The 20,973-nt window shown below is 72.0% G+C and carries 17 protein-coding genes; 8 read left to right on the top strand and 9 right to left on the bottom strand.

Annotated elements, in window-relative coordinates:
* The first annotated feature begins 37 nt into the window (after positions 1–37).
* Positions 38–1,186, top strand: coding sequence for a flavin-containing monooxygenase (locus ACWGDX_RS26450; protein ID WP_453629407.1), 1,149 nt, complete (start codon positions 38–40; stop codon positions 1,184–1,186).
* A gap of 135 nt (positions 1,187–1,321) precedes the next feature.
* On the opposite strand, the gene ACWGDX_RS26445 is transcribed toward ACWGDX_RS26450, so the two are convergent.
* Both ACWGDX_RS26445 and ACWGDX_RS26440 read right to left on the bottom strand, forming a co-directional pair.
* Entirely contained in the window at positions 1,322–2,566 is a 1,245-nt protein-coding gene (locus tag ACWGDX_RS26445) for an MFS transporter (protein WP_453629443.1), read from the bottom strand.
* A gap of 299 nt (positions 2,567–2,865) precedes the next feature.
* A complete protein-coding gene (locus ACWGDX_RS26440; protein WP_453629405.1) occupies positions 2,866–4,125 on the bottom strand; it encodes an MFS transporter in 1,260 nt (419 codons plus the stop codon).
* A gap of 108 nt (positions 4,126–4,233) precedes the next feature.
* On the opposite strand from ACWGDX_RS26440, the gene ACWGDX_RS26435 reads away from it, so the two are divergent.
* On the top strand, positions 4,234–5,277 hold the full coding sequence (locus tag ACWGDX_RS26435) for a GlxA family transcriptional regulator (protein WP_453629403.1): 1,044 nt from the start codon (positions 4,234–4,236) through the stop codon (positions 5,275–5,277).
* A 105-nt stretch (positions 5,278–5,382) separates the two neighbouring features.
* Here ACWGDX_RS26435 and ACWGDX_RS26430 read toward each other — a convergent pair whose 3' ends face one another.
* Positions 5,383–5,856, bottom strand: coding sequence for an ATP-binding protein (locus ACWGDX_RS26430; protein WP_453629401.1), 474 nt, complete (start codon positions 5,854–5,856; stop codon positions 5,383–5,385).
* A 571-nt stretch (positions 5,857–6,427) separates the two neighbouring features.
* Positions 6,428–6,940, bottom strand: a complete 513-nt coding sequence (locus ACWGDX_RS26425) for an EF-hand domain-containing protein (RefSeq protein ID WP_363079235.1) — start codon at positions 6,938–6,940, stop codon at positions 6,428–6,430.
* Positions 6,941–7,212: 272 nt separating this feature from the next.
* On the opposite strand from ACWGDX_RS26425, the gene ACWGDX_RS26420 reads away from it, so the two are divergent.
* Together ACWGDX_RS26420 and ACWGDX_RS26415 are read left to right on the top strand one after the other, a co-directional pair.
* On the top strand, positions 7,213–7,803 hold the full coding sequence (locus tag ACWGDX_RS26420) for a sigma-70 family RNA polymerase sigma factor (protein ID WP_453629397.1): 591 nt from the start codon (positions 7,213–7,215) through the stop codon (positions 7,801–7,803).
* Complete coding sequence (locus ACWGDX_RS26415) at positions 7,800–9,284, top strand: zf-HC2 domain-containing protein (RefSeq protein ID WP_453629395.1); 1,485 nt, start codon at positions 7,800–7,802, stop codon at positions 9,282–9,284. Before ACWGDX_RS26420 ends, ACWGDX_RS26415 begins: the two co-directional genes overlap by 4 nt.
* 51 nt (positions 9,285–9,335) lie before the next feature.
* Here the strand turns inward: ACWGDX_RS26415 and purU are convergent, their stop codons facing one another.
* Together purU and ACWGDX_RS26405 are read right to left on the bottom strand one after the other, a co-directional pair.
* On the bottom strand, positions 9,336–10,244 hold the full coding sequence (gene purU, locus ACWGDX_RS26410; RefSeq protein ID WP_453629441.1) for a formyltetrahydrofolate deformylase: 909 nt from the start codon (positions 10,242–10,244) through the stop codon (positions 9,336–9,338).
* 99 nt (positions 10,245–10,343) lie between these two features.
* The gene (locus ACWGDX_RS26405) at positions 10,344–10,790 is read right to left on the bottom strand and encodes an SCO4402 family protein (RefSeq protein WP_363079290.1); all 447 of its coding nucleotides are present in this window, start codon (positions 10,788–10,790) and stop codon (positions 10,344–10,346) included.
* 172 nt (positions 10,791–10,962) lie between these two features.
* On the opposite strand from ACWGDX_RS26405, the gene ACWGDX_RS26400 reads away from it, so the two are divergent.
* Positions 10,963–12,237 carry an ABC transporter substrate-binding protein gene (locus ACWGDX_RS26400; RefSeq protein WP_453629439.1) on the top strand — a complete coding sequence of 425 codons (1,275 nt, stop codon included), beginning with the start codon at positions 10,963–10,965 and terminating at the stop codon, positions 12,235–12,237.
* A 162-nt stretch (positions 12,238–12,399) separates the two neighbouring features.
* Here the strand turns inward: ACWGDX_RS26400 and ACWGDX_RS26395 are convergent, their stop codons facing one another.
* Entirely contained in the window at positions 12,400–14,208 is a 1,809-nt protein-coding gene (locus ACWGDX_RS26395; protein ID WP_453629393.1) for a hypothetical protein, read from the bottom strand.
* 391 nt (positions 14,209–14,599) lie between these two features.
* Complete coding sequence (locus tag ACWGDX_RS26390; protein WP_453629391.1) at positions 14,600–15,982, bottom strand: transcriptional regulator; 1,383 nt, start codon at positions 15,980–15,982, stop codon at positions 14,600–14,602.
* 306 nt (positions 15,983–16,288) lie between these two features.
* On the opposite strand from ACWGDX_RS26390, the gene ACWGDX_RS26385 reads away from it, so the two are divergent.
* From ACWGDX_RS26385 to ACWGDX_RS26375, 3 genes are read left to right on the top strand one after another with little or no spacing between them, the layout of a single operon-like run.
* The gene (locus tag ACWGDX_RS26385; protein WP_453629389.1) at positions 16,289–16,975 is read left to right on the top strand and encodes a bifunctional DNA primase/polymerase; all 687 of its coding nucleotides are present in this window, start codon (positions 16,289–16,291) and stop codon (positions 16,973–16,975) included.
* 42 nt (positions 16,976–17,017) lie between these two features.
* Positions 17,018–17,887, top strand: coding sequence for an ABC transporter ATP-binding protein (locus ACWGDX_RS26380; protein WP_453629387.1), 870 nt, complete (start codon positions 17,018–17,020; stop codon positions 17,885–17,887).
* Positions 17,884–19,617, top strand: coding sequence for a transporter (locus ACWGDX_RS26375; protein WP_453629386.1), 1,734 nt, complete (start codon positions 17,884–17,886; stop codon positions 19,615–19,617). The genes ACWGDX_RS26380 and ACWGDX_RS26375 overlap by 4 nt, the downstream gene beginning before the upstream one ends.
* Before the next feature lie 140 nt (positions 19,618–19,757).
* Here ACWGDX_RS26375 and ACWGDX_RS26370 read toward each other — a convergent pair whose 3' ends face one another.
* A complete protein-coding gene (locus tag ACWGDX_RS26370) occupies positions 19,758–20,627 on the bottom strand; it encodes an alpha/beta fold hydrolase (protein WP_453629437.1) in 870 nt (289 codons plus the stop codon).
* Between the last annotated feature and the right edge of the window lie 346 nt (positions 20,628–20,973).

Genomic DNA, 20,973 nt, shown 5'->3' with positions numbered 1-20,973 from the left:
TACCCACCATGTGATGTTCCGATTACGCTCAGCTCTCATGCCCGACGATTTCGACCGCACCGAGGACCGTCCCGTGTATGTCATCGGCGGCGGCCCCGGCGGGCTCGCCGTCGCGGCCGTACTGCGTGAACGGGGCGTACGGGCCGTCGTCCTGGAGAAATCCGACGCCGTCGGGGCCTCCTGGCGCGGCCACTACGACCGGCTGCGGCTCCACACCACCCGCCGGCATTCCGCCCTGCCGGGGCTGCGGATGCCGCGGTCCTTCGGGCGGTGGGTGGCCCGCGCGGATGTGGTCCGCTATCTGGAGAAGTACGCGGAGTTCCACCGGCTGGAGATCGTCACCGGGGTCGAGGTCACCCGCGTCGAGCGCTCCCCGGACGGCTCGGGCTGGCTGCTGCGCGCCACGGGCGGACGGGAGCTGACCGGGCGCGCGGTCGTCGTGGCGACCGGCTACAACCACACGCCGAAGGTGCCGTCCTGGCCCGGCCGGGAGACCTACGACGGCGAACTGCTGCACGCGAGCGCCTACCGGAACGCGGAGCCCTACGCGGGCAAGGACGTACTGGTCGTCGGCGTCGGCAACACGGGCGCGGAGATCGCCGTCGATCTCGTGGAGGGCGGGGCGGCCCGGGTGCGCCTCGCCGTCCGTACCGTCCCGCACATCGTGCGGCGCTCCACGGCGGGGTGGCCGGCCCAGTCGACGGGCATCCTGGTCCGCCGGCTGCCGGCCCCGCTGGTCGACCGCGCGAGCTGGGTGCTGGCCCGGATCGCCGTCCCGGACCTGTCGTCCCACGGCCTGCCGCGCCCGGACACGGGTCTGTACACCCGCGTCCGGGAGGGCGCGATCCCGGTGCAGGACGTGGGACTGATCGACGCGGTACGGGCGGGACGGGTCGAGCCGGTGGCGGCGGTCGAGTCCTTCGAGCGGAACGAGGTCGTCCTGGCGGACGGCACCCGGATCTCCCCGGACGTGGTCATAGCGGCCACGGGCTACGAGCGCGCGCTGGAGCCCCTGCTGGGCACGCTGGACGTCCTGTCCCCCACCGGCCGCCCCCTCACCCACGGCCCCCGCACCCCCGCCCACGCCCCGGGCCTCTACTTCACGGGCTTCACCAACCCGATCAGCGGAATGCTCCGCGAATTGTCCCGCGACGCCCACCGCATAGCCAAGTCCCTCACCCCCTGACCCGCCCCTTCACACGCCGCCCCACCTCGCACGGGTGGCCTCTCGCGGCGAGGCAACGCCCCGGACCGGCGGGGGCGGCGCCGGGCCCGGGGCCCGCAGACGCGTTGGCAGGTTGGCAGGTTGGCGCGTTGGGGGTTACGCCAGGGCCGGCGCCTTCGGTCTTGGGGCGCTGCGGATGATCAGGGCCATCAGGGCCGCCGCCGCGCAGAGGGCGCCCGAGGCGTACCAGACCACGTCGTAGGAGCCGAAGACGTCCCGGGCCAGGCCGCCCGCGAAGGCCACGACCGCCGCGCCCACCTGGTGGGAGGCGAGGACCCAGCCGAAGACGATCGCGCTGTCCTCGCCGTAGTGCTCGCGGCACAGGGCGATCGTCGGGGGGACCGTCGCGACCCAGTCCAGACCGTAGAAGACGATGAAGAAGACCATCGGCGGATGGACCGAGGGTGCCAGCAGCATCGGCAGGAAGAGCAGCGAGACGCCGCGCAGCGCGTAGTAGACCGCCAGCAGACGGCGGGCCTCGAAGCGGTCGGTGAACCAGCCGGAGGCGATCGTGCCGACCACATCGAAGACACCGATCACCGCCAGCAGCGACGCCGCCGCCGTGATCGGCATGCCGTGGTCGTGCGCCGCCGGTACGAAGTGGGTCTTGACCAGGCCGTTCGTGGAGGCGCCACAGATCGCGAACGTACCGGCCAGCAGCCAGAACGGCCCCGTACGCGCCGCCGACAGCAGCACCGAGACCGCCCGCCGCGCCGCGCCGGGCACCGGCGCGGGCTTGGCCACGAACTCCTCCGCGCCGTACGCCGGCAGGCCCACATCCGCCGGGTGGTCCCGCAGCAGCAGCCAGACGAACGGGACGACCGCCAGCGCCGCCAGCGAGACCGTGATCGCGGCCGGCCGCCAGCCGTGGTTCTCCACCAGCCAGGAGAGCAGGGGCAGGAACACCAACTGCCCGGAGGCGCCCGCAGCGGTGAGAATGCCCGTGACCAGACCGCGCCGCGCCACGAACCAGCGGTTGGCCACCGTCGCCGCGAAGGCCAGCGCCATCGAGCCGCTGCCGAGACCGACCAGAATGCCCCAGTACAGTACCAGTTGCCAGGCCGCCGTCATCCAGACCGTCAGCACCGACCCGACCGAGATGACGGTCAGCGCCACGGCCACGATCCGGCGGATACCGAACCGGTCCATCAGCGCCGCCGCGAACGGCGCCGTCAGCCCGTACAGCGCCAGATTGACCGAGACCGCGAAGCCGATCGTGCCCCGCGACCAGTCGAACTCCGAGTGCAGCGGGTCGATCAGCAGACCGGGGAGCGAGGTGAAGGCCGCGGCGCCGATGATCGTCACGAAGGTGACGACGGCGACGAACCACGCCCGGTGAATACGACCGGGCGCACGGGGCGCTCGGGTCGCGGGGGCCGCAGGGGACGTACCAGGCGCACCAGGCGTACCGGGCGTACGGGGAGAGCTCGGCGTGCCGGACACCGGCGTCGCGGTCCCCTCGGCGGGAAGTTCGGTTGACTGTGTCACGTCAGACAGGATCGATGGACGGAACAGTCCTTACGAGTGGCCCGAGGGACAGCATTCGCTACGATCGGGCCATGCGTCCCGGCCACCCGGCTCCCCCGCCCCCACCGCCACCCCAGGCGCCGCCACCCCAGGCGCCGCTACTCCACCCGCCGCTACTCCACCCGGCGCAGCCCCCTGATGGCCGGCACCGCCAGCAGCACCCCGCACACCACCACATTGATCACCGCCCCCGCCACCAGCACCTCGCGCACCCCCACCGCCTCCGCGACCGGCCCCGCCAGCGCCCGCCCGACCGCGAGCATGATCAGCGAGCCCGCGACGTCATACGCGTGCAGCCGGTTCAGCGCCTCGGCCGGGACCTGCGTCTGGACCGTCGTGGACCACATGACCAGCCAGAACGCCAGCGACACACCCCCGAGGAAGAAGCCCGCGGCCAGCAGCGGCACCGGTACGTCGTACGCCAGCACCAGCACGTTCGCGACCACGCCGAACAGCGCGAACGTCCCCGCGAACAGCGGTCTGCGCGGTCGCAGCCGCATCGCGATCAGCCCGCCCACCGCGTTGCCCGCGCCGGTCACGGTCATCATCACCCCGAACATCGCCGAGCTGTGCCGCTCGGTGACGACGACCGCCTCCAGCGGGGTGATCGGACCGAGGACCGTGATGCCGTACACCGACCAGACCGCGATCACCCCCCAGAGCCAGGACCGCGCCCGGAACTCCCGCCAGCCGCCCATCAGTTCGGAGAGCATCGACTCCCCGGTCACCGGGGCGACGGAGGGCATGCGGATCAGGAAGAGACAGATCCCGCTGGCCGCGAAGGTCGCCGCGTTCACCCCGAAGATCACCCCGGGACCGCCGAACCCGACCAGCGCGCCCGCGACGGCGGGACCCGCCATCGACGTCAGCGACTCGGCCACCCGCAGCACGGCGTTCCCCCGCTGCACGTCGGGTGCCATCAGCGGCAGCATGCTGGCCACCCCCGGCTGGAAGATTGCCGCGCCCAGTCCGCTGAGCGCGCTCAGCGCGTACACCAGCCACAGCGCGGGCGGCCCCATGACGAACGCCACGGCCAGCACCGCCGTACCGACCAGCCGTATGCCGTCCGCCAGCACCATCATCCGGCGGGGCGTGAACCGGTCGGCCAGCACCCCGCCGACGATCACGAAGCCGGCGAAGCACGCCATCCACGCGCCGAGCGCGAAGCTGACGGACGAGGCGCCGTACCCCGCGTCGAGCAGTCCCGCGGCGAGGGCGACCGGCACCATGCCGTCACCGAAGCGGGCGACGGTGCGGGCGAGGAAGAAGAGCCGGAAGTTGGGGTTCCAGAGGGTGAGCCCCACCGCGCCCGGGAGATCACCGGAGACATCGGACTCGGGAACGGCCTGTTCGGGAACGGCCTCTGCCGGCACGCGCTTTTGTGTCACGAAGGTGACACATATCAAGGGGTGGTCTGGACCTCCAAGAAGCATCCACGGACCGGACCGGACCACCACCACCATCCGACAGGAGCCGCCCCCATGCCGCACCCGCCTCAGGACACCCCGCAGGACCCGCCCGGCGCGTACCGTCCGGCGCACCGGGTCGCCGTCCTCGCCCTCGAAGGGCTGATCCCCTTCGAAATGGGCATCCCCCAGCGGATCTTCGGCCGCGCCCGCGACTCCGCGGGCAGACCCCTGTACGAGGTCGTCACCTGCTCGGTCGGGCCGCCGGGACTCGTCCGTACGGAGGCGGACTTCTCGATCCTCGTCGAGAACGGCCCCGAGACGCTCGCCACCGCGGACACCGTGATCGTGCCCGCCTCCTACCAACTCGGCCCCGTCTACACCGAGGGCGTGCTCACCGGGGAACTCACCGCCGCCTTCACCCATCTGCGGCCGGAGACCCGGATGGTCTCCATCTGCACCGGCAGCTATGTGCTGGCCGCCGCGGGCTTTCTGGACGGCCGTCCCGCGACCACCCACTGGTCCCATGCCGCCCATTTCCAGGGGCTGTTCCCACGGATCAAGGTCGACGCGGACGTCCTGTTCGTCGACGACGGCGACGTGCTGACCTCGGCCGGGGTCGCCGCCGGGATCGATCTCTGTCTCCATATGCTGCGCCGCGACCACGGCACGGCGGTCGCCAACGATGTCGCGCGCCGTACGGTCGTCCCCCCGCACCGGGACGGCGGCCAGGCGCAGTACATCCGACGCCCGCTCCCCGAACCGCAGCTCGCGACCACCGCCGCCGCCAGGACCTGGGCGCTCGCCCGGCTCCATGAGCCGATCCAGCTCCGCGACATGGCGGAGCAGGAGTCGATGTCCGTACGGACGTTCACGCGCCGGTTCCGCGAGGAGGCGGGGATCAGTCCCGGTCAGTGGCTGGTGCGGCAGCGGGTCGAACGGGCCAGACAGCTACTGGAGTCGACCGATCTCTCCGTCGATCAGGTGGCGCGGGACGCGGGTTTCGGTACGGCGCAGTCGATGCGCCAGCACCTCCAGTCGGCGCTGGGTGTACCGCCGACGGTCTACCGGCGTACGTTCCGCGCGACGGCGGGAGCGGGATCGGTGCCCCGCCCGTAAGAGCCCTGTACGACAAGGCAGTTCAAAACGCTCCCCGGGGGCTCACGCAACACACGTCACGCGCCAGACATCACGCGCCGGACGTCAGACGTCACGCGTCAGACGTCACGCGGGACGCGGCACCGCGCAGGACGGCTCATAGACGGCCGGGGCGTACGCGCCCGAGGCGCCCCCCGGCGCGCGCCGGTCCACCTCGCACCAGATGCGCTTGCCCGCGCCCTCCGGCTGCCAGCCCCACCGGTCGGCGAGACCGTCGACCAGTTCCAGACCGCGCCCGTTGGTGTCCTCACCGTGCGCGTGGCGCGGACGCGGCGGGGCGGCGCTGGTGTCGGCGACCTCGACCCGTACGGTGCCCGCCTCGGCCGCCCCGAGGCCGAAGAGCATCCGCAGCACGGCCGGACAGCCGGTGTGCACCACGGCGTTGGTGACCAGCTCGGAGATGAGCAGGATCAGGGTCTCGGCGACCGGTTCGTCGTCCCCTATCCCGGAGCCGACGAGCCGGGAACGGGCCCATCGCCGGGCACGCCCCACCTCGGCCGGATCGGCCCCGACCTCCAACTGAACCTGAAGCACCTGCACCGCTCACACCATCCGAACCGGCGGACACATCGCCTCGCGCCTCGACAAGGTCCTCGACAGGATCACTGAACGTGATTTCCTTGCGACACAGCATGGTTGACGTACAGTCACCGCAACAAGCGCTTCGGGCATATTCCAGCGCGAAGGAGTACGCGTGGTGCATACTGTGCGACGCGCGCCGCGGGGAGTCGAACATGGGCGCACACGGCGCCTGCGTACCGCGCGAACGGCGCACTTTCCCGGTCCCGGAGCCGCCGTCCTGGCGACACCGCGACCCTCGCGCCTCACAAGCTCTCGCACCCCACGGAGCGTACCGGAGGCCGAAGGCGACTCCGGCCTGTGACGGCCCGCCGTAAGGACACAACCCGGTATCGACCGCGGGAAGGCATCTCTCGCCACGCACGGTGACGCAGCAGCAGGCCAAGGCCAGAACTTTCCCGGCAAGAACGGACGAGCGGGGCCGGATCACCGGGCAAGCGGCGCGGGATCACGGGCAAGCAGGACCGGATCACCGGGCAAGCAGGGCGGGATCATGGGGCAAGCGGGGCCGGATGACCGGCCCCGGGCACGGTCAGGGCTCAGGAGTGACGTAATAGGCGGCGAAGCCGGACAGGATCTCCTCCTCATGGATCCTGCCGTCGCCGTCCGCGTCCAGTTCCACGGCGACCCGCGCCGCCGCCTCCGCGACGACTCCCAGTACCCGCAGCGCGCGTTCGGCCGCCGCCGGGGTCACTCCCGCGCCGTCCTCGTCGGCGACGGCGATCGCCGCGCGTAGAAACGGCCGGGCGATCTCCGCGAACCGCAAGGGGTTGTCCCGCAGCCGCTTGACCGCGCCCGTCACGAACTCCTGCCTGCTGACCCGCTGGTCGCCGTCCACATCCGCGATGCCGGCCATGCCCTGCCAGAACGCCTCGGCGCCGTTGTAGAGCGCCTGCCCCTTGTCGGAACGGGCGGTCGTGCCGAACTCGGCGAGCAGTGACGCCGCCGCCCCGCTGAAGTCCTCGCGATCGATATAGCCGCTGCCGTCCTGGTCGAAGGCGGCGAACCGGGAGGCGATCTTGGCCTCGTACTCTGCGCTGTCCATTCCCGGAGGGTACGACGGCCGACGGCCCCTGTGTGTTCCGTTACGTCGACAACGCCCGCGCCCCGTCGGCCGCGACCGCGTCGCGACCGGCCACGACCGCGTCGCGCCTGCCCCGCCGCGCTGCTCCGAAACGTGATGAGCGCTGTCGGGGCGCACTTGCCACAAAGGGCCGTGTGTCCTCCGCACCGCCCACTACATTCGAAGGAACGGCGGGCTTCGACATGATGGTGACAGGGCGGACGGACGGGCGCAGGAACAGGGCTGGGGGTCTTATGGCGAAGGACACACCACCCCGGTGGGACCGCAGGATGCAGCAGCGGCTCGCGCGGGGCGAGGCCGCCGCGCTCGGTGAGCTGTACGACCGGTTCGCGCCGCTGGTGCACAGCCTGGCCAATCGCGTTCTCGACGACAACGCGGCGGCCGACCGCGTCACACGGGAAGTCTTCAGCCATGTCTGGGACAACCCGGGCGCGTACGACCCCAAACAGGGCTCGATGAGGTCCTGGGTGGCGAACATCACACGCGAGACGGCGGTGGACCGATTCCGGCGGACCGAGGCGGAGGCCTACGAGGCGAGCGGCGAGGGCACGGAGGAGGAGCGGGAGGAACTGGAGGAGAAGATACGCCGGGCCTCGGCGGCGGCCCGCGCGGACTACATCGTCCGGTCGATGCCGGCACCGCTGTGGGCAGCGCTGGAGCTGGCGTACTTCCGGCGCAGGAACTACCGCCAGGCCGCGGCGGACCTCGGGGTCTCGGAGGACGAGGCACGCCGCCGGCTCCGGCTCGGCCTGCAACTCCTCTCGACGGCCGACACCCGGGCGGCGGACGGCTCCCCGCGACCGGGCGACGGACGCTCCCGGTGACCGGCCCCCGGAACGGCGACTCCCCCGAGCGCGGCCGGGAAGGCGGTCCGGCGTACCCGCGCATACCGGGCCCGAGGCAGGCCGCGGACGATCTCTCACCGTCCGCCGCCCCGCGGCCCGGCCCGGCGCCCGACCCGGCACCGAGGACGGAGCCGGTCTCGGACGTGAATCAGGACATGCACCCGGCCCCGGACCCTGACCCGGACGTGAACCGGGACCGGGACCCTGACCCGGACGTGAACCGGGACCCGGACTCGGACGTGAAACCGGACGTGAAACCGGACCGATACGCGGCACCGGCGGAGGAGCCCGAGATCCCGACCGAGAACGAGACCCCGACCGAGAACGAGATCCCGACGGAAAATGAGATCCCGACGGAGAAGCTGACGCACAAGGTGCTCACCTCGCTGCTGGGCGCCTGGGCTCTCGCCGCCTGCTCGGCGGAGGAGACCGCGCTGGTCGAGGAGCATCTCACCGAATGCGCGTCCTGCGCCGAGGAGGCGCTCCGGCTCCGTGACGCCGTCGGACTGCTGCACACCGACCGGAGCCTGGACCTCGATCCGCTGCTGCGCTCCCGGGTGCTGGAGAGCTGTCTCGGCCGCAGGCCCGCCCGGATACCCGTGCCCGGCTGGGCCGCACCGTACGACGCCGAGACCGCGCGGCTCGACGCGCTGCTGCGGGACTTCGGCGACGCGGAGTGGCACGCGCCCGTACGCCTGAGATGGTTCGAGGAGGAGCGCCCCGTCTCGCGCAGAACGACCGTAGCCGGGGTCATCGGCCATCTCATGACCGTGGACGGCCTGGTCATCGGCTCCCTCGGTCTTGAGGACCCGCTCGGTTCCGACGCCCCGGACGACCCGACCGACCGTACGGAGATCTTCTGGCGGACGGCGACGTCACCGCCCACCCGTGCCGTCCACGAGCCCTGGCGCGAACAGAGCCACACCCTGATCCGCACGGTGTCCTTCGCCGGCCGCGGGGTCGCCGAACTCTCCGTGTCGTACGGGGACTTCTTCGCCCTGCCGCTGCGTGACGCGCTGCTGGAGCGCTCCTTCGAGTCCTGGGTGCACGGCGCGGACATCGCGGACGCGGTGTCCTATCCGTACGAGCCGCCGAGCGGCGCCCATCTGCACCGGATGGTCGATCTGGCGGCCCGGGTGCTGCCGTCCGCGCTCGCCACCCGGCGCCGCAACGGTCTCGCGGGACCCGCCCGGGATCTGGTGGCCGCGGGCGCGCCCGGCCGGTCCCTGCGGCTGGAGGTCGAGGGCGCGGGCGGCGGAAGCTGGTACATCGCCCTGGACTCCCCGGCCGCGCTCGCCGGCCCCGAACGCTCCGTGGGCCAGATCGCCCTGGACGCGGTCGAGTTCTGCCAGCTCGTGGCGGGCCATGTCTCCCCGGAGGAAGCGGCGGCCGGGCAGGAGGGCGACCGCGAGGCGATCCGGGACGTCCTGTTCGCGGCGGCGTCGATGAGCCGCCTCTAGACCGTGCCCGTCAGCCCTGGGCCCCGGTCAGCCGGTCAGCCGGTCAGCCGGTCAGCCGAAAACGACCGTGCGGTGCCCGTTGAGCAGAATCCGGTGCTCCGCGTGCCACTTCACCGCGCGCGCGAGCGCCTGGCACTCCACGTCCCGGCCGATCGCCACAAGCTGCTCCGGAGTGACCTGGTGGCCGACGCGCTCGACCTCCTGCTCGATGATCGGCCCCTCGTCGAGAGCGGCCGTCACATAGTGCGCGGTCGCTCCGATCAGCTTCACCCCGCGCGCGTGCGCCTGGTGGTACGGCTTCGCGCCCTTGAAGCTCGGCAGGAAGGAGTGGTGGATATTGATGAGCCGGCCGTTGAGCCGCTTGCACAGGTCGTCGGAGATCACCTGCATGTAGCGGGCCAGCACCACCAGCTCCACCCGCTCCGCACGCACCAGCTCCAGCAGCTCCGCCTCGGCGGCGGCCTTGGTGTCCTTGGTCACGGGGATGTGGTGGAAGGGGATGCCGTACGAGGCGGCCAGCTCGGCGAAGTCCGTGTGGTTCGAGACGACCGCCGCGATCTCCACCGGCAGGGCGCCGGTCCCGGCCCGGAAGAGCAGATCGTTCAGGCAGTGGCCGAACCTGCTGACCATGAGGACGATCCGCATCCGCTCCTCGGCGCGGTGGATCTCCCAGTCCATCCGGAAGGCGTCCCCGATGGCGGCGAAGCTGGCCCGCAGTCTCTCCACCGTGACCGGCTTCTCCACACCCACCGGCGGGTCGGCCGTGAAGTGCACCCGCATGAAGAAGAGACCGGTGTCATGGTCCCCGAACTGCTGGCTGTCCTCGATGTTGCAGCCGGTCATGAAGAGATAGCTCGACACGGCGTGCACGATCCCCTGCTTGTCCGGGCAGGACAGCGTCAGAACGTACTGCTCGGGCGACGAGGACGGCGCGGCCGGACGGGCCGACGGCGTGGACATCGAGGACGCGGTCGCGGCGGACTGCTGCGGGGCGGTGCTCATGACCTCAGAGGATCCCACACCGGGCCCCCGCGGCGGCCGCACCGGACCCCGCGGCGGTCAGAAGGACCGCGTCATGATCCGCAGGACGTCCAGCGACTTCGGCACCGTGTCCGGGTCGTCCCCGTCGCTCGTCGCCAGCCGTACGTGCGCCTCACGGGCCGCTCGTACCGCCTCCGGCCAGCCATGATGCTCCAGATAGGCGGACACGGGAGCGTCCGCGCCGACCTGGTGCATGATGCGCAGCACCCGCAGGACGGCGAGATCGACCAGGGCGGCCTCGCCCGAGTCACGGAATATGGTGCCGACGTACTTCTCGGCCGACCAGTTGTCCAGCCAGGTGTCCTCGACCAGCCGGTACACGGCGTCCGTGACGTCGCCGTACCCCTCGCGGCCGGCCAGCCAGTACTCCTGGTGGAAGACGGGATCGGAAAGCATGTGCAGCGCCGAGCGCACATTGCTGCGCCAGCGCCACCATGGCATGTCATTGAGCGGCATGCCGCCCATGGTGCGGGAGTGACGGGCACGACGGGAAGAGTTCTCGGAACCTTGCTGCACAGTCCTTGACTCTACGGTCCGCGCGCGGCGGCTCGACGGGCCCCTGTAATTCACCCCTAAGTCATCAAACCTCGAAGCTTCCACACTCCGGCGTTACCTGGGAGCGGCAGCCTGCATGACTATGACCGGTTGGCGACGCTCATCCTTCTCCCGCCCTTTCCAGTCCGGCGCGATTCGCGCTGTTTGTACCGCGGTGGTGGGAGCGTCGCTTCTCGTCGGCTGCGGTGTTCTCCCTGGTGGCACGGGGGGCTCCAGGGAGCCCGTCACCGTGATGACCTGGGCGCCGATCGGCACGAACGCCACGAACCAGCCGGGCATGCCGGCCATGGCCAAGGCGTACGCGCGCTGGGTCAACGCCAACGGCGGTATCGACGGCCACACCCTGCGCGTCCTCACCTGTGACGAGAACAACGACACCGCGGGCGCCGCCGACTGCGCCCGCCGGGCGGTCAAGGAGGACGCGGTCGCGGTCGTCGGCTCGTACAGCCAGCACGGCCGTGAGTTCATGGCGCCGCTGGAGGCAGCGTCCATCCCGTATCTGGGCGGCTACGGGCTCACCGAGGAGGAGTTCAGCAGCTTCCTCTCCTATCCCGTCAACGGCGGCCAGGCGACGCTTCTCGCCGGCAACGGCAGGCAGCTGGCCCGTGAGTGCGGACGGACCGCGCTGGTACGGCCCGACACCATCACCGGCGACGATCTGCCCGGACTGCTCAACTCCGGTCTGGGACAGGGCGGTCGCGGCCCCGCGGGCGACGTCCGCGCGGCGGAGGACGCCACCGACTACACGAGGCAGGCCGAGCAGGCGCGCGCGAGCGCGGGGGACGGCGGCTGTGTGACCGCGGTGCTGGGCGACCGTACGGAGACCTTCTTCGACTCCTACCGCCGGGTGCCCGAGGACGGCCGGGACATCCGGGTCTCCTCGGTCCTCGGCAGCGTGGGCCAGCCGCTCATCGACAGCACGGGCGGCAAGACCGGCCCCTTCGAGGGCGCGTATCTGACCGGGTGGTATCCGGTGGCGACCGATCCGGCATGGAACGCGATGCGGAACGTGATCGACAAGTACGCCTTCGGGGACAACGACATCGACCCGGCGGACCCGGGGCCGCAGACCACCTGGATCGCGTACACGGCCCTCAAGGCGGTCGTCGAGTCGATCAACGACAACACCATCACGTCGGGCAAGATCGCGGACGCCCTCAACCGCGGCGTCAAGGTGAACACCGACGGCCTCACCCCGCCCCTGCGCTGGCGCTACGAGGACATGCTGGGCGCCCCGGGCTTCCCCCGGATCGTCAACAGGGACGTGACGTTCCAAGTGGTCCGCGAAGGCCGCCTGATAGCCCAGCGAAAGGACTTCGTCGACGTGGGCCAAACCCTGGGCAGCACCTCGGAATAACCCCGACCCGCACCGAACCGCCCACAACGGCACGAAACACCCCGCCGCGTCGGCCGCTCCGGGTCACGTGGGCCGACACCCCGCCCCGGCCCCGCCCGCGCCGCCGGGGCCGACCGGTCCCGGGCCCGGGGCTGGGCCCAGGCCCCCGGCCGCCGGGTCCGGTCAGAGTTGGGTCGGGGTGCGTTCGGTGAGGTCGTATTTGGTTGCGATGCCGTTCCACAGCTTCGCGGCCTTCTGTTTCGCGGCCGTGGCCTCGCCGCTCGCGCGGTTGCCCTCGGCGGCCTGCTGGGTCACGCGGGCCTGGCCGCCCCTGCAGTTCTTCTTGCCCTTGGCCTGGCCGGCCCAGTTCGCGTAGTGGTCGTCCGCCGAGGCGGACGCCTCCCATGCGTCGGTCAGCGACGACGCCAACTCGCCGTTGCCGGGCAGCTTGTCGAGTGTCAGGTCCTTCAGCCGGGTCACCAGATCCCGGCGCTGCTCCGCGGCGTCGTGCAGATCGGAGGCCGCCTGGTCCAGGTTGTCGCAGGACTTGATGGACTCGACCGCCGCGATGACCGCCGCACGGCTGCTGCCGCTGTCCGCGAGCAGCTTGTCGAGCGCCTCGGCCTGCGGCTTCGCCGGGTCGGGCGCGCTCTGCCCGGGGGACTCGGCGGGGGGCGAACTCGCCGCGGCCACCGTCTTGCTGTCGTCCTGTACCGGGGTGTCGTCACCGCCGCTCATCAGCGCGCCCGCGCCCAGGCCGAGCACGGCGCAGCCGATCACGACGGCCGCGATCACCGGTACGGGTGAGGACTTACGGCGCCCGGCGGACCGGCCCTGCTGCTCCCGCGCCGCCGCCCGGCCCGGCGGATCGTACGAGGTCTGCTGCTGCTGCGCGTAAGGCGGTGCGGCGGCCCTGGGGGCGGCGGCCCGGCGGGCGGACGGCTGCGGCTGGGGTCCCTGCCCCGCGTCGAACTGGGGCAGCGGCTGGGTCGAATCGGCGCCCTGGCCGCCGCCGGGCGCGTCGGTACGGAAGAGATTGTCGAACTCCGCGGGCGGCTGACGTTCCCCGGGAGCGCCCGGCCTGATGCCGTACGGCGCGCCCGGGGGCGCGGCGGGAACGCCCTGCGCGGGGGCCTGCTGCGCCGGTACGGGCGCGATGTACTGCGTGGCGTCCGCGTCCGGGCCGGCGCCCGCGCCCGGAATGGGCGACGGCAGGAACTGGGTGGCCTCCGCGGCGTTCTCCGGCGGCAGCATGCCGGGTCCCGCACCGGGGCCATGGCCGGGTCCCGCCGGGACCGGCGCGATGAACTGGGTCGCGTCCGAGTCCCCCGCACCGGGCACGCCCGGCACGCCCGGCATGGCGCTCACCGGCGGCAGATACTGCGTGGCGTCCGCGCTGCCCTGCGGCGGCGCCTCCGCGGGCAGCGGCAACGGCTGCGCGGCGGCGTGGCGCGGCGGCTGCCCCTGCGGCTGATACGGCTGCTCCTGCGGCTGATAGGGCTGCTCCTGCGGGAACGGCTGCCCCTGGGCCTGCCCAGGGATCTGTCCGTACCCCTGCCCCTGGAAGCCCTGTCCCTGTTCCTGGAAGCCCTGTCCGTACCCCTCGTACCCCTGTCCGTACCCCTGTTCCTGGGCCTGCGGGAGCGGCTGCCCCTGCGACAGCCCCTGAGGCAGCGGCTGCGACAGCGGCTGCGGGAGCTGGCCGCCGTACGGATCGCTCTCCCCCGCTCCGTACGGCTGAGCGCCCGGCTGGGGCCCGTACGACTGCTGCCCGCCGTGCGGGACTTCGCCGTACCCGGACTGCTCCTGGGAGCCGTCCTGCGGCCCCCAGGGCTGTCCCCACGGCCGCCCGCCCGCCGGGCCCTGCGCGGGCCGGTCCGAGGACTGGCCGGGGATCCAGGGCGCGCTGCCGTCACCGGGCAGCACAACGCCTTCGTGCGCGGGCCGAGCGGCAGGGTGCTGCGGCTCATCCCCTTGTCCGCTGTGCGTCACCGGGACTCCTACATGTGGAACGTGTGGGCCTACAGAACGTCGGTTCACGCTACCGGGTGAATCGCGGCCTCTGCCACGCGCCCGGATCCAGTAACGGCCCGTCCCCTCAAGACGCTGATATAGGGGTCGAATTCACCTGTACCGTCACCGACTTGGTCAGGACCACACGCTCGACACGGCACGGTCACGACCTCCGCACGGCACTCTCACGGACGCCCCCGGACGGACACCCGCGCGTAGGACGTCCGCACAGAACCCTCACGCCGTACGGAACCCGCAGGCCGCGCAGGTCCCGCAGACCGCGCAGGTCCCGCAGGCCGTACAGGTCCCGCACACCGTACGGAACCCTCAGGTCACCGACTTGAACCTCACGGCCCGGAGAACCAGAACCTTACGCCGCCTGGATCTCCAGCCTCGCCCCGAACTCCCGTACCGCGGGCTCGTCGGCATACGGCTCCAGCCGCTGCTGGAGATCGTCCAGATACTCCGCGCCCCGGCTGGAACGCAGCGTACCCAGCAGTTCCACCGCGCGTGTCCCGGTGTGGCAGGCGTGCTCCACCTCACGCCGCTGGACCTGGGCCGTGGCGAGCAGGACCAGCCCGATCGCCCGCCGCCGCGCCCGTGACTCGGGATGGCCCTCCAGCGACTCCGAGGCATGCCGGCCGGCCGCCTCCGGCCGCCCCAGATCCCGGTAGCAGTGCGCCAGTTCGTCGGCGAGATAGGCCTGATCGAAGTGGGCGATCCACTCCGGGTCGTCGCCCGAGGCGGCGTCCGCGTGCTCCAGCGCCGTGACGGCCCGGCCCACCACGGCCTCACAGGTCTGGCCGTCGCCCAGCAGCGCGTGACCGCGCGCCTCGGCCGCGTAGAACATGGCCTGCGCGCGCGGGGTCACCTGTCCGCGCGCCCCTTCCTGCGCCGCCCGCGCCAACTGCGCGATCTCCCGCGGGTTTCCGAGCTGGGCCGCGAGATGGCTCATGGACGCGGCCAGCACATAGCCGCCGTAACCGCGGTCCCCCGCGGCCTGGGCCAGCCGCAGCGCCTGGATGTAATAGCGCTGGGCGAGCCCCGGCTGTCCGGTGTCGACCGCCATGTACCCGGCCAGTTCCGTCAGCCGGGAGACGGCGGCGAAGAGCCGGCGGCCGACCGCCTCGCGGTAGGAGCCGGAGAGCAGGCCCGCCACCACGCTGTTCAGATAGTGGACGACGACCGGACGGACATGGCCGCTGCCGAAGCGGTGGTCCAGATCGATGAGCGCGCGCGTCATGGCCCGCACCGCCTCGACATCCGAATCCCCCACCCGCGCACCGGTGCTGCGCGCCACGGCCGGGTCGGCGGCCGTGATCAGCCAGTCCCTGCTGGGCTCGACGAGCGCCGAGGACGCCACGGCGGAGCCGGAGAGGAAGTCGCGGCGCCCCACATCGCTGCGCCACAGCTCACAGACCTGCTCGATCGCGCCGATGACGGTCGGCGAGAACTGAAGGCCGACGCCCGAGGCGAGATTCTTGCCGTTCGCCATACCGATCTCGTCGATCGTGACCGTACGGCCCAGCTTCCGGCCGAGCGCCTCGGCGATGATGCCCGGCGCCCGGCCGCGTGGCTGCTGTCCGCGCAGCCAGCGTGCCACCGATGTCTTGTCGTACCGCAGGTCGAGCGCACGCTCCGCACCCACCATGTTGACGCGCCGGGCGAGCCCGGCGTTGGAGCACCCGGCTTCCTGGATGAGCGCCTGGAGCCGTTCGTTCGGCTGGCGCGCGACGAGAGGCCTGGCTGCCAATTGGATACCCCCTGTGGCCGCAGTGATCAGCTAAGTGACCAATGCCCGGCAGATCTGCAGAGAATGCGCATGTTCGGTGGTAACGGAAATATTCGACGATTCTTGGCGAACGGCGGTAAACACGGTCCGGCCGGTCTTGTGCTTCCACCGCTCCCCCATGGTGTCCGACCCCCGAGGGTGGCTACCCGGATACCGGTCCGCCCCTTCACGCGCGCCCCCGCCCATGCATCGATGCGCCCCACATGGCGGTTCGGCCCCCCGCGGCGCCGCGCCGTGCGCCCGTAACCCGTGGTGGCGGCGGGAGTTGTGCTGTTCGTGGAAGAGACGATCGGAGTCAGGGACGCCGCGCAGATCCCCCAGCAGCGGCGCGACCTGCTGCTGGACAGCGCGGTGCGGTACACGGAAGAGAGGCGCTGGGACGTGTTCCCCGGCACCTGGCTGGAGGCGGTGGGCGGCGCGGAGAGGTGCTCGTGCGGCGGGAGCGACTGCCCCTCGCCGGGAGCGCACGCGACGGGACCGGGATGGCCGGCCCAGGCGACGGGCAGCGCCGCCGAGGCGCGCGCGCTGTGGTCACGGCAGCCCAAGGCGTCGGTTCTGCTGCCGACGGGACGCACCTTCGACGCGCTCGACGTACCGGAGTCGGCCGGTTTTCTCGCGCTGGCCAGGATGGAGCGGATGAATGTGACGCTCGGTCCTGTGACCTGCACCCCGGACCGGCGGGTGCTGTTCTTCGTGCTGCCCGGCGCGGCGGCGAAGACGGCCGAGCTGGTACGGCGGCAGGGCTGGGCGCCGGAGGCGATCGATCTGGTCGCGCGGGGCGAGGGTCACTATGTGGCGGCGCCACCGACCCGGATCGGCGGCCGGGGCGCGGTGCAGTGGGCCCGCCGGCCCACCCTCGCGAACCGCTGGCTGCCGGACGTGGACGAGCTGATGAGCCCGCTGGCCTACGCGTGCGGGCGGGAGGCAGCCGCGATGCGTACGCGCCGTACATAAGGTGGTGCCGTAGCCGTACGGACACCGAAAGGCAGTGCGCCAATGCCGGAGCAGTCAAGGGAACAGCCGGAGCGGTCAAGGGAACAGACAGACGCGGCGGACGAGGCAGACGCGGCGGGTGGGGTGACGGGCGCGGCGGGCACGTCGCCGCCCGCCGTTCGCGTCGAGGGGCTGTGGAAACGGTTCGGCGGGCAGATCGCCGTCGCCGGTATCGATCTCGAACTGCCCGCGGGCCAGTTCATCGGTCTGGTCGGGCCGAACGGCGCCGGCAAGACCACGACACTCTCCATGATCACGGGTCTGCTCAGGCCCGACCAGGGACGGGTGAGGGTCGCCGGACACGACGTATGGCGCGACCCCGCCGAGGTCAAGGCGCGGATAGGCGTCCTGCCGGAGGGACTGCGGCTCTTCGAGCGGCTCTCCGGGCGCGAACTCCTCGGCTACACCGGGCGGCTGCGGGGGCTGCCCGGTACCGAGGTCGACAAGCGCGCCACCCAGCTTCTGGACGTACTGGACCTGGCGGGCGCCCAGCACAAGCTGGTCGTGGACTACTCGACGGGTATGCGGAAGAAGATCGGCCTGGCGGCGGCGCTGCTGCACAATCCGGAAGTCCTCTTCCTGGACGAGCCGTTCGAGGGCGTCGACCCGGTCTCGGCCCAGACGATCCGCGGTGTCCTGGAGCGCTATACGGACTCGGGCGCGACGGTCGTCTTCTCCAGCCATGTGATGGAGCTGGTCGAGTCGCTCTGCGACTGGGTGGCGGTGATGGCGGCGGGCCGTATCCGCGCGCGGGGCACCCTCGCGGAGGTACGGGGCGGCGCGCCGTCCCTCCAGAGCGCCTTCCTGGAACTGGTCGGCGCGCAGGGCCGTGACACCGGCGAGAGCCTGGACTGGCTGGGCGGCAGCCGATGAGCGCACCGGACGGGGCCATGGCCGCGGCGACCGGCGCGACCGGCGGCGTCTCCGGGGCGGACGGGGTCACCGGGACCAGCGAGGCCACCGCGACCGGCGGCATCACCGGAGACGGCGGGGGCGGGCCGCGGAGTGCTCCCTCGCTCACACCCATCTTCGTACGGCTGAAGCTCGCCCTTCTGCGCAACGGGCTGCGGCAGTCGTCCGGCCGTACCGCCGCGTATGTCGTCTCCGCGGTCTTCGCGCTGCTCATCGCGGCGGGACAGCTCCTCGGGCTGGTGCTGCTGCGCGGAAACGATCACGCGGGCACGGTCGTGGTCCTGCTGACCGCCGTACTGGCGGTGGGCTGGGCCGTGATGCCGCTGTTCTTTCCCGGCGGTGACGAGACGCTGGACCCGACCCGGCTGGTGATGCTGCCGCTGCGCCCGCAGCCGCTGGTCAGAGCGCTGCTGGTGGCGTCGCTGGTGGGTCTGGGCCCGCTGTTCTCGCTCTGTCTGGCGCTCGGCTCGGTGATCGCGGTGGGGCACGGCGCGGCGGCGGTCGCCGTAGCCGTCCTCGCCGTACCGCTGGCGCTGCTGATCTGTGTGGCGCTGGCGCGGGCCGTCGCGACGGCCAACATCCGCCTGCTGACCTCGCGCAAGGGCCGGGATCTGGCGGTGCTGAGCGGTCTGGTGGTCGCGGTGGGCATCCAGGTCGTCAACTTCGGCGCCCAGCGGCTCGGCGACGCGGGCGGGCTCTCGGCGCTCGACCCCACGGCGTCCATCGTCCGGTGGGTGCCGCCCGCGTCGGCGATCGGCGCGGTGGACTCGGCGAGCGAGGGCGCGTACGGAGCGGCCGGGGCGCAGCTCCTGCTCTCGGCGGGCGCGCTGGCGGCGCTGCTGTACGCGTGGCAGCGCTCGCTCGTGAAGCTGATGACGGCCCCGGACGGCTCGACGCTCGCGGCGGCGGAACCGTCCCGCAAGCAGTCGGCGTCGGCGGTGGGACGGCTGGGACGGCTGCTGCCCGAGGGGCGTACGGCCACGGTGATGCGGCGCAGTCTGCGCTATGTGTGGCGGGATCCGAAGACGAAGGCGGCGTGGGTGACCTCGCTGGCCATCGGTCTGATCGCGCCGCTGTTCAACGCGCTCCAGGGCCGGGGCACGATCTACTTCGCGTGCTTCGCGGCCGGGATGCTCGGTATCCAGATGTACAACCAGTTCGGCCAGGACACCTCCGCCTTCTGGATGGTGGCGCAGACGATCTCCTCGACCCGGGACGCCTATTTCGAACTGCGCGGACGGGCGCTGGCGCTGCTGGTGATCAGCCTGCCGTACTCGGCGCTGGTGACGGTGGCGACCGCGGCCCTGCTGGGTGACTGGCGCTCCCTGCCCGAGGCGCTGGGTCTGTCGTTCGCGCTGCTCGGCGCGATGCTGGCGACGGGCGCGGTGGCCTCGGCCCGCTTCCCGTACTCGATCCCGCAGGACAGCGCCTACAAGAACGTCGCCCCCGGACAGGCCGGTCTCGCCTGGATCTCCATCTTCGGCGGCATGCTCGGCGCGGCCCTGCTCTGCGCGCCGGTGATCGCCCTGACGATCTGGCTCCATGTCGCGGACGCCGACGGATGGACCTGGCTGCTGCTCCCCGTGGGCACGGTGTACGGCGCGCTCATGGCGGTCCTGGGGCTGCGGCTGGCGGCCCCGCGCACGGCGGCCCGGCTCCCGGAGATCCTGGCGGCGGTGAGCAAGGGCTGACCTGACGGCGGTCAGCAAGGGCTGAGGGGGGCGGCCGGGCGCGGGCGGGCCGTATCGCCGAGCGGTCCGGCGGGCGTTCTCGCCGGACCGGCCCGACCCGCGACCCGGACCCTCCGGACCCACCCGGACCGGCCCGTCCCTCACCGCGTCAGCACGCCCTCCAGGAACGGTTCGATCGCCGCCCGCCAGGCCTCCGGCTGGTCGTAGTGGACGAGATGACCCGCGTCCGTCACCTCCGCGTACTGGCCCCGGGGCAGGACCCGGACCATCTCCTGAGCCTCCGCCCGCCCCAGATCACCGTCGAGACCGCGGACCACCAGGGTGGGGCACCGGACCTGCGCCAGCTCCTCCCAGTGGGCGTCATAGACCCAGGTCTCCCGGGACGTGAGCATCTGGGGGCGCGAGAAGACCGGATGCCAGCCGTCCGCGCGCTCCGTCATCACCTCGGCGAAGAACTCGCCGCGCGCCGGTGTGGGGCGCTCCACCCAGGGGTCGTCCTCGCCGAACCACTTCCGTACGTCGGCGAGCGTCGCGAACGGGACGGGCCACGACCGGAACCAGTCGCTCCACTCCCGCTGGGACGCCACACCCAGCGCCGAGGCCCGCATATCGCAGATGACCAGGGCCCGGACCAGATCGGGGCGCCTGGCGGCGAGCTGCCATCCGGTGAGCGCGCCCATCGAGTGGCCGATGAGCGTCACGGGCGCCAGTCCGAGCTGCTCGATCGCCGCCTCCGCGTCGGCGACATACGCCTCACGGGTGAACGGCCCCTCCGCCGGCTTGTCGCTGAGACCGTGCCCCCGCTGGTCGAGCGCGACCGTACGGTGCCGCTCGGCGAGCCAGCGCGCGGTGGAGGTCCAGTGCGAGGCGCGGCCCATGAGCCCATGGAGGAGTAAGACGCCGGAGGTCCTCTCCGGACCCGCCTCCTCACGCCGCTCCGGCGGGCCGGCAAACTCCCAGGCAGCGAGACGCACGCCGTCCGCTCCGGTCACATCGATACGCCGCACCATGCGTCCAGGCACCCCCTTCGGTCCTGAGTGGTCGTCTGAGTGGTCGTCCCTGAATGATCGTCGATGGCCGTCAGCCGTCGGATTCCGCTTCCGGCCCGATGTGCGCACGTCCAGCCATGCCAGACTATCGAACTCTCGTTCGAAAACACGTTCCCCCCGAGCAACACCGCTCGTTCGAGTGACCACGATCAAGGATTGCCGGACGCGGCCAGGGGGAGATCTTCACCGGGAGGCGGACCGCTCGGGGATGACGGTCCGAGGGGAATGACCCTGGGAGCTCGGGGCTCCGGGTCAGCCAAGGGGAGGACAGGCTCCGGGGCAGCGAGGCGCCGCAGCCGCCCCCGCA

Source organism: Streptomyces sp. NPDC055025, assembly GCF_053608565.1.
The sequence above is the reverse complement of the archived record's forward strand: the minus strand, read 5'-3'. Positions and strand labels throughout refer to the sequence as shown.

Coding starts and splice junctions, on each gene's coding strand:
- purU (WP_453629441.1), bottom strand. CDS start 10,244: ATGTCCACGCCGTCGGCCCGTCCGGCCGCGCCGTCCTCGTCGCCCGAG.
- ACWGDX_RS26405 (WP_363079290.1), bottom strand. CDS start 10,790: ATGGGCGGCATGCCGCTCAATGACATGCCATGGTGGCGCTGGCGCAGC.
- ACWGDX_RS26380 (WP_453629387.1), top strand. CDS start 17,018: ATGCCGGAGCAGTCAAGGGAACAGCCGGAGCGGTCAAGGGAACAGACA.
- ACWGDX_RS26400 (WP_453629439.1), top strand. CDS start 10,963: ATGACCGGTTGGCGACGCTCATCCTTCTCCCGCCCTTTCCAGTCCGGC.
- ACWGDX_RS26375 (WP_453629386.1), top strand. CDS start 17,884: ATGAGCGCACCGGACGGGGCCATGGCCGCGGCGACCGGCGCGACCGGC.
- ACWGDX_RS26425 (WP_363079235.1), bottom strand. CDS start 6,940: ATGGACAGCGCAGAGTACGAGGCCAAGATCGCCTCCCGGTTCGCCGCC.
- ACWGDX_RS26450 (WP_453629407.1), top strand. CDS start 38: ATGCCCGACGATTTCGACCGCACCGAGGACCGTCCCGTGTATGTCATC.
- ACWGDX_RS26435 (WP_453629403.1), top strand. CDS start 4,234: ATGCCGCACCCGCCTCAGGACACCCCGCAGGACCCGCCCGGCGCGTAC.
- ACWGDX_RS26420 (WP_453629397.1), top strand. CDS start 7,213: ATGGCGAAGGACACACCACCCCGGTGGGACCGCAGGATGCAGCAGCGG.
- ACWGDX_RS26370 (WP_453629437.1), bottom strand. CDS start 20,627: ATGGTGCGGCGTATCGATGTGACCGGAGCGGACGGCGTGCGTCTCGCT.